Raw genomic sequence first — 13079 nt, 5'->3', positions numbered from 1 at the left:
TGGGTGGATGAAGCAATGCGATTGATGGTAGTCGGCGGAGCGCGGAAAGCAATCCGGAAGCGGTCGCCGGCCTGTCGGCTGGCGACCGCTTGGTGGTCATTCTGCTACCGCACGAATACTCCGCGCCGTTCTATCGAGGTCGTTGCGAAGCGGGTTCGCTGTCATTGCCCAGCAGTTCATCCGCCGAGTGACTAGAAGCTTCCCAATCTGCCACGAATGTTCTGCGAGTTTTTCGTCCGGAGCTGGTGATCTCTTCAGCATCCGCGCGGTAGCGGCCAGACAGGTCGTTGTTCCATTCGATTAGCGCCAGATCGACTGCGCTCGCCGGATCATTGGCCCGTACAGTGCTGGCAGCTGCACGTTCCACGGTGGCATGGTTGGGAGCCTGCTGCTGAGTGGTTAGACTCCCGGGCAGTTCCCTAGTCGCAGAACGCAGGCCCGTTCCGAAATCACCGCCGCTTTCGAGCACGCGAAGGGTTTGATTGGCAGCGACACCGTTCGTGCGCGTAGTGTGCCCCGAGGGGAACTCGACGACGATGTCGACGGTGGAGCGATTGCCAAGGCCAAAGTGGCGCTCGGTTTCACTGTGGCCGTAATAGCTGGTGGCAACTTGAAAATCGTACGTTGCCACTTGCTCGTACCACAGCAGCTGATTCGTGCCGGGAGCATAAATGCTGATCTTGGCTCCCGCAGCCCCTTTGTTACCAGCAAGGCCAACCGGGCGGACGTTCACCCAGTTTTTCGGAGCCAGGTCGTTGCGATAAACCTTGAGCGTGCGCGAAGGCCAGATCTCGTCGTAGCCGACAATGTCCAAATCGCCGTCCGCGTCAAAGTCGCCAAAGCTCAGACCGTCATCCACGGCCGATGCGGCAATATCCTCAATGCCCCAGGCCGAATTCATGGAGGTGAAGTTGCCACCACCCGTGCCCCGCAGCACTTTGAGGTAGTACTTGCCATTCATGATAATGTCGACGATGCCGTCGTTATCGAAATCGGTGGAGATGGCTGTTCCCCAGGCACTGTAGTCCAGCCCACCCGAACCAACTCCACTCACTGCCCCTGCTTTCTTGGTGAAAACTCCAGAGCCGTTGTTTAAGTAGATCGTCGGCGGCATCGATTTGTTCTCAACGGCAATGAAATCGGTATCGCCGTCCTGATCGAAATCGCCGATCCCTTTCGCGAGTACGCCGTTCGCCGGAATGCCACTGCTGGCGGTGATGTCCGTAAAGGTCTGGTTGCCGTTGTTGCGCCAGTACGTCGTCTTGCCATTGGTGTTGTCGTAACCACCACCAGTCAAAACCAGCAGGTCAATATCGCCGTCGTCATCGAAGTCGGCTGGCAAGAAGTTGGCATTCTCGTTGGAAGACGTGCCCGGAATGGCGAACGTCAAGCTACCCTGCGTGAAACCGCCGCTGCCGTTGCCAAAGTCGACCACCAAGCCAGGCGGTCCCGACCGCAGCCAATCGACTTTGCCATCGCCGTTGAAATCGAGCATCACTTGCGCTCGGGCGGTGTTCCCTTCGCGGGTGATGTTGGTCGCGGCGAAATTCACCGAGCCTGTGGTAGAGTTATTGAGCCACCACCGACCGCCGCCGTCTTGATAGGTCATGCTCACATCGATTTTGCCGTCCTCATTGATATCGTAGATCTGGTGGATCTCGCTATCGGGAAAGTTGCCCGTTGTGGTTCGCGTGAACACGCCGTTGCCGTTGTTCAGGGCAACAACCGAACCGCCACCGTGATTGCTCAGGTAGAGGTCGAGGTCGCTATCGTTGTCGAGGTCAATCAGATGCTGACCCGAGAGCCACCAATTGGGTGTCTCTTGATACTTCTGATTGATGATCGCTCCTACACCGCTGCTGACGGTGACATTCGTGAACGTGCCGACCGGTGGCGGAGGTGGAGCAGCCTGGTACTGAATCTTGAAAACTCCGCCGCCGAGGCGGTTGAGATAATAGAGAGCGCCATCGGGGCCGACTTCGAGGTCCACGGGGCCGCCCGCATAACTGCTAGGGATGTTGCTCGCGAAACTGGTGGGCGTTTTGGGATTCGACGATGCTGGATCGATGTAGCTGATCCAACCGTTGACGTAGTCCATGTAGAAGTACTTACCGGCATACTGAGCGGGGAATGATTGCGACTGCGGGTTGTAGAACGCACCGCCGACGATGGCATAACCCTGGCTGGTGCCGCTGCCATGGCCGTAGGCATACACGGGGCTCGTGTAGAGCGGATTGGTCGTGTAGCCCTCACTGTTCGGCCAGCCATAGTTCGCGCCGGCGATGCCCTGGTTGATCTCTTCCCAGGCTGCTTCGCCGACATCGTTGATGTACATCAGCCCCGTGCCTGGCTGCACATCAAGGGTGTAGGGATTTCTCAGACCACGGGCCCAGATCGCGCGATTGACGCCGGTCGTCTGACTATAGAACGGGTTATCGGTCGGAATCGACCCGTCGGCATTGATGCGCAGGATTTTGCCGAAGGGGTTCGTCAGATCCTGGGCATTGTTCCATTCGACGTCGTTGCCGACGGCGATATAGAGCATGCCGTCGCCGCCGAATTCGAGCGCGCCGCCATTATGAATGCGGTAGGTAGTATTCGGCAGTTCCAGAATGACGGTTTCGCTGGCGGGCACGGCGACGTCGCCATTGAGCGTGAACCGGCTGACGCGATTGTGAGCCGGCGCGGGAGACGGCCCACCGACGGTGTAGTAGACATACACTCGGCCATTCGTGACGAAATTAGGATCGAACGTGATGCCAAGCAAGCCTCGTTCACTTTCGCTGACCGTAGGAACAGTGAAGGCTGGCGTGGGGAGCAGAGCACCGTTTTTAATGACACGAACCGCACCGGTTTGTTCCAGGACAAAGATGCGACCGTCGGGCGCGATGGCCATCGCCGTGCCAGAGGAAATACCGCTGGCGACGGTTGTCTGTGTGAAGCCGGCGGGCAGGACGATGCCCGGGGCAGTGTCGTTGTCGGTAATCGTGAACATTGCCGTAGCAGGACTGCCAAGAGTCGCACCACCCGTGACGTTCGTAAGCGTAAGGTTGACAGTTTCGTTCCCTTCGACGGCGCTGTCGTCAGTCACTGCAATCGTGAAGGTCTTGCTTGCTTCGCCATTGGCAAAATTGAGCGTGCCGCTGGCGGCAGTGTAATCGCTGCCAGCCGTTGCCGTGCCGTTGCTGGTGGCATAGTTCACCGAGACGGCACCGCTCGTGCCGCCGGTTCGCGTGACGGTGACCGTCACCGTACCGCCGTTTTCGGCCAAGCTAAAGGAACTATTGCTGAACCGAAGCGCGCCAGGCTGCGTGGCCACATCGTCATCCTGAATGGTCAGCACGCCGGTGACTTGGTTCCCTAATGTTGCGCCGCCAGTGGGATTGGTGAGTGTGACGTTGAGCATTTCGTTACCTTCCACGAGCGTGTCGTTGGTAATCGGAATGGTGAATGTTTTACTTAGCTCACCGGCAGCGAAGTTGAGCGTGCCGGCCGTTGCGGTGTAGTCACTGCCGCTGGAGGCAGTGCCGTTGCCCGTCGCATAGTTCACGCTTACCGCGCCATCGCTGCCTCCGGTCCGCGCGACGGTGATCGTGGCGCTGCCGCCATTTTCATTCACCGAATAGGCCGCGCTACTGAGTTGCAGTGTGCCCGGTTGCGGCGAGGGCGTGCCTGGGGAATATGTGACGCTCAGCTTTGGACGGAACGCCGCTGTGCCGTGTTCCGACGTGTTGATGCGCACGACCGAGCCGGTGGTTTCGTTGACGAGCAGAATGCCTTGGTTGGTACTCGGGTTGTCGACCCAGCTTTGCACGACGGCAGGATCAAGGTTGACGGTGATGTTCTGGCCGCCAATCGCTTGAATGCCGGAAAGTGCAAAACTCTTGCCAGCTAGCACATCGGACCCCTGGCCTCGAGCGCCGGGAGTCGTCCAGTCCTGCCCCGTGCCGCGATGCAGCCAACCCAGTTGTGTGGCGTTGGAGCCTGGCGTCGCATTCCAAGGAGCGGCCACATAGTAGCCGCGGATCGTGGGATTCGAAGCCCAGGTATCGACCCGCAAGGTAAGCGAAACGCCGGTTACCGTAGAGCCAGCGGGGATGCCAAGATTGCTGAACTGCAGCAGGTTCTCGACGCTGTAGCTGCCGGATCCAGTGAGCTGATACAGCCCCATCTGCGAGTCGGTGAAGTTGGTAAGTCCATTACCGCCGTTGTACTGGGCATACTGCGTGGAGATGCTCACGTCGGTCGTGCCGGTGTAACCATTCACACCCTGCTGAAGGTTGACAGTTACCGGCTGGCCGTTGGTGTCGTCGGAAGTGATCGTCAGCGTGGCGCTGGCTTGACTACCAAGCGTGGCACCGCCGGTCGGATTGCTCAGTGTCAGCGTGACTGTCTCGGGGCTCTCGATCGCAGTGTCGTTAATGAGCGGAATCATAAACGTCTTGGTCGTCTCGCCCGCCGCGAAATTCAACGTACCGTTCGTGGCTGTATAGTCGCTGCCTGCGGTCGCAGTGCCATTGCTGGTTGCATAGTTGACGGAAACCGCTCCATCACTGCCGCCGGTTCGGGTAACGGTGATAACGACCGAAGCATTGGTTTCGTTCACCGAGTAGGTGGCACTGCTGAATTGCAGCGTACCTGGTTGCGTGGCTACATCATCGGAAGTGATCGTCAACGTCGCAGTTGCCTGGCTGCCGAGGGTTGCTCCGCCGGTGGGACTGCTCAGAGTGAGCGTAACCGTCTCGGGGCTTTCAATCGCCGTGTCGTTGATGATCGGGATGGTAAAGGTCTTGGTCGTCTCGCCCGCCGCGAAATTCAACGTACCGTTCGTGGCTGTATAGTCGCTGCCTGCGGTCGCAGTACCGTTGCTGGTGACATAGTTGACGGAAACCGCTCCATCGCTGCCGCCTGTGCGTGTCACGGTGATGGTGACCGTGCCGCCAGTTTCGCTTGCTGCGTAGGTTGCGTTATTGAATTGCAAAATGCCGGGCTGTGTCGCCACATCATCAGAGACGATGGTGAGTGTCGCGGTTGCAGGACTGCCGAGCGTTGCTCCGCCACCTGCGCTACTCAGTGTGATGTTGACCGTTTCGGTTCCTTCGACAGCCGTGTCGTTGATGATGGGAATCGTAAAGGTCTTGCTGGTTTCACCCGCGGCAAAGTTTAAGATGCCCGTTGCCGTGGTGTAATCGCTGCCAGCCGTTGCTGTGCCGTTGCTGGTGGCGTAGTTGACGGACACCGCTCCATCGCTACCACCGGCGCGATTGACGGTAATTGTCGCCGTCCCTTGATTCTCGTTCACGGTGTAACTCGCGGCGCCTAGCTGCAGCGACCCAGGCTGCGGCGTGGGCGTACCGACAGTGTAAGTCACTCCCAATTTGGGACGCTGAGAGGCATTTGCTTGCTCCGAAGCATTGACGCGAACGACAGCGCCCGTGGTTTCATTTACTAACAGGATGCCGTGATTGGAACTGGGATTGTTGATCCAATTCTGCACTACAGAAGGATCGAGATTCACCGTAATGAACTGCGAACCGATCGCTTGGATGCCGGAGAGGACAAAGCTCTTGCCGGCAATCACGTCGGTTCCCTGGCCGAGCGCGCCGGGGGTGTTCCAATCTTGCCCTGTACCACGATGCAGCCAGCCGAGATTGGTGCCGGGCTGCACCGACCAGGGGGCCGCCACGTAATAGCCGCGGATGGTGGGATTCGCACTCCAGGTGTCCACATTCAGGGTTAGTGTTGCCCCCGAGACATTCGCATTGGTCGGAATGCCCAGGTTGCTAAAGCGGATGAGCGATTCGATGGTGTAGGCGCTGGCACCAGAAGTTTGAAAGACGCCCAGCTGGGAATCACCGGGCGAGATAAAGCCGTTGCCTCCTGTGTACTGCGCATACTGATTCGAGATGCTGACGTCGGTCGTGCCGGTGTAGCCATTCACTCCCTGTTGCAGGGTGACGGTTGTCGGTTGATTGGTCGAATCGTCGGATTCGATCGTCAGCGTGGCTGTCGAGGGGCTAGCCAGAGCTGCCCCGCCGGTTGGATTGCTCAGCGTGATGGTGACGGTCTCCGCCACTTCGACCGTCGTGTCGTTAATGATGGGAATCGTAAAGGTTTTGGAGATCTCGCCTGCGGCAAACGTCAGGATGCCACTCGTGGCTGTGTAGTCGTTGCCGGCCGTCGCCGTGCCGTTGGAAGTGGCATAGTTAACACTCACGGCACCCGTGCTGCCGCCACTGCGCGTGACGGTAATGGTGGCCGTTGCTTGCGTCTCGTTCACCGTGAAATTGGTCGCGTTAAACTGCAGCGAGCCAGGCTGGCCGGGAACATCGCTGCCGATAAGAGCCCACGAGAAGCTCGGGCTGTTCTTGTACTCCCAGGTATATCGTCGTGGCGGTGAGACGTTGAAATTGGTGCCGCCCGGGCGAGTCCAAAAGTTGACGCCCACGTCGTAAGTTGCATACAGGTCATTCGCTAATTGCCGCAGCGAAGCATCGGGTGTCCCGCGCAGCTCCGCGAAGTAAGTCGACCAGGCCGCGACCGCCCCCACGTCCATGGCGTGTTGCACGTCGGAAGGAGTCCGGTTCTCGCTCGTCCCATCGGCTCGTATTAGGTAGTCGGGGTAGCGAAGCGTGCCGCCGAATTGTCCGTTGGAGTCGGTCTTGGAAGCAACTTTGACAAAGTTACCCATCCGCACTACGAACTCGCTGATCTGCGGGTTCTGCCAAACGCTGAACGCCCGCACCAGCGGATCGACAATAAGACCCGACATCCACGCCGAAGCAATGATCACATTTGGATCATCCACCTCGCTGGCATCGTGCTGTGCGCCAATGTGATACAACCCGCCGTCGATCCGATTGGCCGGCAGTTGCCCATTCGCGCCGTTTTGGTGATAGATCAGATCGCCGACAATGGTCTGTACGTTGTTTTTGAACGTCGTGTTACCCGTCACTTCATAGGCAATCTCATTGGCGAGCAACTTATAGCCGACATTCCGCTCGGTCCAAAAGTTTAAGTTCGGATTCCACCGCGTTGCCGTTCCCGCATGCGCATTGACGACGGTCGAAATCGGCGCGAGCATCCGGTTGTCGCCCATCAGCCAATAGGTATAGGCCAGTGGCTCGTTGTAGGCATACTTCGGATCGCCGGAGCGGAGCGTGAAGAACCCGGACGAGTTGATTCGGTCGGCATAGAAATCGGCACTCCGCACTGCTTCGCGCAGGGCCGTCGAGAAACCGCTGCGCAGGTACAACTCGTACATGCCGGAGGAACGATCGTAGAGCCAAGGCTCGGGATCGGTCTTGTAGTTGATGGTAACGCCGGGGTTCTGATTGATCGTGGTGTAGAAGAAGTTCTTCTGCGCGTAGTCGAATTCCGTGTAACCACTGAAGTTCATGGTATCCATCAATGTCGGATCGTCGCGCGTCGGTCCCACGGCATTCGAGGTCGGATCGGTCCGAGCGTCGAGCAAGCCCTTGGAAAGATGTTCCTTCGGCAATACCGGCAACACATCCGGCTCTTCGACGTTGTCGCCAGCCACGAAGGTGCCGGTGGTCACGGTGTGCCATTCCAGGCGAGGATCTTGCAAGGTACTGCGGTTCAACGAGCGCGCGGGGCCACCCCATTGGACCGTGATGGTTTCCGTCGAGAGTGCAGAGAAGGTATAGGGAATCTGAATTCGCGCCACGCGAACGGATTGGCCATCGATGGCTGCATCGTCGATGCTGCGCCAGGGAGTCAACTGCTCGACGAAGGCAGGGATTTCGACGCCATTTTTCAGTACGCGTACCTGATTCAATTGCGCGGCGCTAATCGACCCCCGAGTGAATGGCACGCCGAACGTGACGATCTCTTGGGTTCCAGCGGCGACATTCGCCAGCGGCACCAGTTGCACATTCACACTGCCGGCGGGTTCTGGGGACGCGAAGAAGTCCGCTGCCATCAGGTGGCGAGATTCCAGCGTTTCGACGGACAGCTTGGCGGTTTGGGAGTGGCTGGGTGTCTCGCCGCGCCAGAACTGCTGGCGGTTCTTACGTTGCAAGTTGCGAGATGCGGCGCGACGACCGGACAGTTGCTTCTTCATGATTGCTCTCTGCAGTGGAGAAGGGAGAGGCGCGCAGTTCCGCCAGCGCGCACCGAGTGCGCAGAGGTAACGGAAACTTGCATCGCCCTCAAAGAAAAGAGGTTCGGACGATGAATAAACGACAAGAGTGAACGATCAGCTATTCCGTGCCAGGTAATGAAACCGTCATGAACTCGGCTCCGCGCGAGTAGGAACATGCGACGACGTATCGAGACGAACCGGTGGATGCACCCGCTCGGGTGGACCACCGAATTCCGTTAGCATTTGGCGACGTTCGAGCCAGGTGGCAGCGTTCAATTCACGAAAGACTCCGTCGGCATCGAGTTCGAGACCCGAGAGGACTTGAAGCCACGTGACGACTTGCTGGACATTGCCACTCGTCGGCGGCGTCAATTCCCAAGCTCGCACCGTGCGATCGAAGGCAGCGGTCCAGAGCTTGGTTCCATCGGGGCTGAAGGCCAGATCGCGAATCGCGTACTGCTGCACCAGCGGAGGGCCCAGCGATCGGCCGGTGGCTACATCCCACAGCCTGGCCGTGCCATCCCAAGCGCCCGTGGCGATGGTCTTGCCATCGGGACTAAAGGCCGTTGCGAGAACGTGCTCCTGATGCGCAAGCGGCGCACCAATCGGTTCGTGGGTCTTGGCGTCCCAGAGCCGAGCGGTGCGGTCGTCCCAGGTTCCGGTCAATAGCTTGGTGCCGTCGGGGCTGAAGGCAACCGCCTTTACGGGTCCGCGATGTTGAATGGGCGCACCAATCAACTGGCCGGTGGCTGCATTCCACAGTCGCGCGGAGCCGTCTTCGCAGCCCGTGAAAATCACTTCGCCATCAGGGCTGAAGACGGCGGCATGCACCCAGCCGGGATGCGTGAACGGTTCGCCGATTGGCTCGCCCGTCTTCGCGTCCCAAAGTCGGGCGGTGTTATCTTTGCAACCGGTCAGCACCTTTTTGCCATCGGGGCTGAACACAACCGAGAACACGTGATGCGGATGCTGCATAGGCGCGCCAACGGGCGAACCATCGGCGGCATTCCAGATGCGCGCGGTGCGATCGACGCTGCCCGTGACAATCGTCTGTCCATCGGGACTGTAGGCAATGCGCATGATCGAGGACTGATGCGCGAGCGGCTGGCCGATTGGCTCACCGGTGCGCGCGTTCCACAGCTGAGCCGTCGGATCGGCAGTTCCACTCACCACCGTGTTTCCATCGGGACTGACGGCCAGGCAAAAGACGAGATGCTTGTGCGGAATGACGAGGTTCTGGTCAGCCTTATCGGGCTGCACCCAGACCCGCACAATTCCATCGGCACTCCCTGTAGCCAGAAAGCGTCGATCGGTTGTTTGGGCCACGGTATGCACCACGCTTTGATGATGAATGGGCGTGCCCAGCGGTGCCATGATGGCGGCATCCCAGAGTTTCACTTGGCCATACGCGCCGCCGGTCCACAGCGTTTTTCCATCGGCGCTGTAGCCAACGGTCCGCACGGGCCCCCGATGGACCAACGGAAATCCGGTCGGTTTGGCCGTGGTGGCATCCCAGAATTGAGCGGTGCCATCTTCGCTGCCGGTAACTAGCCACAAACCATCGGGACGGTACGCAGCTGCCAACACTTCGCCTTGATGCAGCATGGGCTCGCCGAGGGGAGCGCCCGTGTCGGTACTCCACAGTTGCGCGCGACGCATCGCGTTGCCTGTGACGAAGTGCTGACCACTGGGGCTGAAGGCAATAGTGCGGATCGCGCCGAGTTGCTTCCACTCGTGTCGCCGCTTGCCTGCGGGGAGTTCCCAGATGGTCGTGGTCCCATCGTTGCAACCCGTCACTAAGGTTTTACTGTCGGGGCTAAGGGCGATGGCATGCACGGGCTGCGGATGCTGAAGAGGTTTCCCGATGGGCTCACGTGTTTTGGCGTCCCACAGGCGAACCGTCTGATCGGTCCCCGCAGTCACAACGAAGGTTCCGTCGTGACTGAACGCGACGCTCTTGAGTTCGCCCTCGTGTGGCAACGGCTCACCGACAGGCTTGCCGGTTTCAACTTCCCACAACTGCGGGCGACTATTGCGTCCTCCGGAGAGCAACAGTTTGCCATCGGGACTGAAGACCGCCGCGCGAACTTCGCCGCGATGCTCCAGTACGGCATGCAGTTGCAAAGGGAGCCGGCGATGAACGGCGGCCAGGTTCGAGCGAATCACGTGATGCAGGTCTTTGTCCGAGGCTGGAGCAATTTGCAAACAGTGACCCAACAGCAGCATGCCCCGCGCGACGTCTCCTTGGTCGAGCAACGTCAAGCCGCGTTCCATGGCCAGGCTCGTCGAAAGCTCTTCGGCCTGCTGGCGAAAGCGCTCGGCCTCGATCAGGGCGGACTTCGTCAATCGTTGTTGGGCCGCTAATTGCTTGGCGTTTTCCTGGGCGCGGGCCTTTTGAAACTGGGCATCCTGCAGGGCGGTTTTCGTGAGCTTTTGTTCGTGGCGCAGTTGCAGCGTGACCGCGTGACTCGACGAATAGCCCACGGCCAGCATGATTGCCACCAGACCGAGCACACCGCCGACTGCCGTGACGGGATTGCGCCGGCACCAGCGCCGCAGTCGTTCGACTTGACCAGCCCGTCGCGCCATGACGGGTTCCCCGACCAGGAACCGATGCAAGTCATCGGCCAGCGCCGCAGCACTGCTATACCGGCGACTCGGTTCCTTTTCGAGGCACTTCAAGCAGATGGTTTCTAAATCGCGCGGCACGGCGGGATTCACGCGCGAGGGAGGAATCGGATCGTGCGAACGGACGAGTTCCAAAGCGTCGAGGGCCGTCGCGCCTTGAAACGGTGGCCGACCGGCGACAGCCGTGTAAAGAATGGCCCCCAAGGCATAGATGTCGGCCGCTTTGCCCACCATGCTTTGGCTGCACTTGCCGCGGGCCTGCTCGGGGGACATGTAATCGGGCGTTCCCACGATTTCGCCCGTCACGGTCAGGTCGCTGCTCTCCAAAGGCTGAGCCAGACCAAAATCGGTGATCTTGGGGCGATCGGGCGAGAGCAACACGTTGGCCGGCTTCAGATCGCGATGGATGATCCCTTGCTGATGCGCGTAGTCGATGGCTCGTGCGAGTTGCTCGACCAACTCAGCCGCTTCCTGAGCCGAATAGCGAGATAGCTTCCATTGCTCGGCCAGGCTGGGACCGGCGACGTATTCCAGGGCGAGGAAGGGCTGACCCTGGTGCTCGCCGACTTCGAGGACTTGCACAATGCTCGGATGTGAGAGCTTCGCCGTGGCCTCAGCTTCGCGGCGAAAGCGCTCGCGGGCAATCGAGTCGGCCAAGCTCATCCGGCCCAGCATCTTGAGGGCGACGCGGCGAACCAGCCGTTCGTGCAACGCTTCGTAAACGACGCCCATGCCGCCCCGACCGATCAGGCGGAGCAAGCGATACTCGCCGATTCGTTCGGGTAGCAGCTGATCGCTGTTCTTAAGCTCGAACGCCTCGCGTCGAGCCGCGGCAATTTGCTCGTCGACATTGATTAAGCTCGGAAAGCGCAGTTCATATTCTGCCGGTCGGGGGACTTCACCGGCGCGCCAGCGATATTCGAGCTCGAGCGGGACTAACTGCGACAGCAATACTGCGTGCAGTTTTTGATCGGCGAGGCGCAGGAACGATTCGAGCTTGGGGTGTTGGCCTGACTTCCAGGCTTCTTCGAAATCATCGCAGATCTGCTCGATCTGCCAGACTTCGCTCGTCGATAGCCGGGAATCGACCAACAGCTCGCTCAAGGGGGCTGCTCCTTACTCCAAATAATTCGAATGGCGTCCAGCTTGCGGGCAACGGTGCGCCGAGAGCAGGACAACTTGCCCGCGATTTCGTCGTTGCCGTAACCTTCCATCTTCCAAACGGCCACCTGACGCAACGACTCGTCCCCCAAATTCGTCAGCAGTCGGCGGCACTCGTCGACCACCTGCACGGCAAAATCGGGGGTGGGCTCGGGATCGATAAACTGCGCCAAGGCGGTCTCATCGTCCGTGCCTATTGTATCTATCCCCAAAGCGGCCGGCGCGGTGCCACCTCTTTTCAATCTTTGTTCATAAGCCAGCTGTTTTAGGGCTTTTTTGGCCGTGATGACGACGAGCAGACGCCACAGGCCGTCGCGGTCGTTCAGTTCTGGGAATCGCCCCTCGCCCACTGCCCGAAAAAAGCTCTGGAAGGCAACCTGAACCACATCCTCTTCGTCGGCGATGTTCTGACGCGACGACCGGAGTTTGTTGCGCGCCAGGGCAATCAGCTGGCGATAGTACCGCTTCCACAGAGGCTGAGCGGCCGATAAATCCCCATCCTTCAGCGCGACGAGCCAATGGGTGACAGAGCCCGGTGGCGACATAGGTCCTCGCTGGAGCAGGAGAAAGGGAAATGCCAAACGACGTCATTCTATGTCAGGCGTGGGCCGGGACAAATTGTTACGCCTTGCATTGGTAATTGGCTATTAGGGGGAATCGTTTCCGGTAACCGTTCGCTGGAATTCGTTCCGATGGGACGAAGGCGCTTATTCGCGTTGGCCATTGCCGCCAATGATTTGTCATTATTACAGAAAGAACTCGTTGACAAACGATCACGACAATGAGTTAATATCTGCAATGTCTATCGCCGTGTGGTCGTAGAGTCGCGGGCCTGTGCTGCGCGGTTGGGTAGCGTCGTGCGCGCGAGGCTGGGCGGGCAACTCAGCCGGTTGTTGGACATTTCGGTGTTCGGCAATGGAGCCTGAAGGTCAGATTGGCTGACGATGAATACTGGCGGATGCTCCTTGGAAATCTGGTGAACGTAATCGATCCATTGAGATACGAATTGCGCGCGCTCGCTTAATAGCTAGTTTGCACGTGCGTAATCATAAGTCTTCCATTGAGTGAGTTCAGATTGCGAGTTCAAGGGAAGTGGATCTTCCACAACGAAGATTGAAGCGAGCGTGATGTGGCCTGTTCAGACAACCCATAGGAGGGGCAGAAAACGGTTATCAAACGGTTA

General features: G+C 59.1%; 3 protein-coding genes. All 3 read right to left on the bottom strand.

What is annotated here, in order from left to right; genetic code table 11:
* Window positions 1-130 precede the first annotated feature (130 nt).
* The 3 genes from NA78x_RS17890 to NA78x_RS17880 all read right to left on the bottom strand — a co-directional run bounded on the left by NA78x_RS17890 (window position 131) and on the right by NA78x_RS17880 (window position 12441).
* Window positions 131-8086 carry a Calx-beta domain-containing protein gene (locus NA78x_RS17890; RefSeq protein ID WP_425613737.1) on the bottom strand — a complete coding sequence of 2652 codons (7956 nt, stop codon included), beginning with the start codon at window positions 8084-8086 and terminating at the stop codon, window positions 131-133.
* Window positions 8087-8251: 165 nt separating this feature from the next.
* Window positions 8252-11839 carry a WD40 repeat domain-containing serine/threonine protein kinase gene (locus NA78x_RS17885; RefSeq protein WP_425613736.1) on the bottom strand — a complete coding sequence of 1196 codons (3588 nt, stop codon included), beginning with the start codon at window positions 11837-11839 and terminating at the stop codon, window positions 8252-8254.
* On the bottom strand, window positions 11836-12441 hold the full coding sequence (locus NA78x_RS17880; RefSeq protein WP_425613735.1) for an ECF-type sigma factor: 606 nt from the start codon (window positions 12439-12441) through the stop codon (window positions 11836-11838). Before NA78x_RS17880 ends, NA78x_RS17885 begins: the two co-directional genes overlap by 4 nt.
* Between the last annotated feature and the right edge of the window lie 638 nt (window positions 12442-13079).

It is taken from the genome of Anatilimnocola aquadivae (genome assembly GCF_049819085.1).
Lineage (GTDB): Bacteria > Planctomycetota > Planctomycetia > Pirellulales > Pirellulaceae > Anatilimnocola.
Note: the sequence above shows the minus strand (reverse complement) of the source record. Positions and strands in the feature narration are given on the sequence as shown.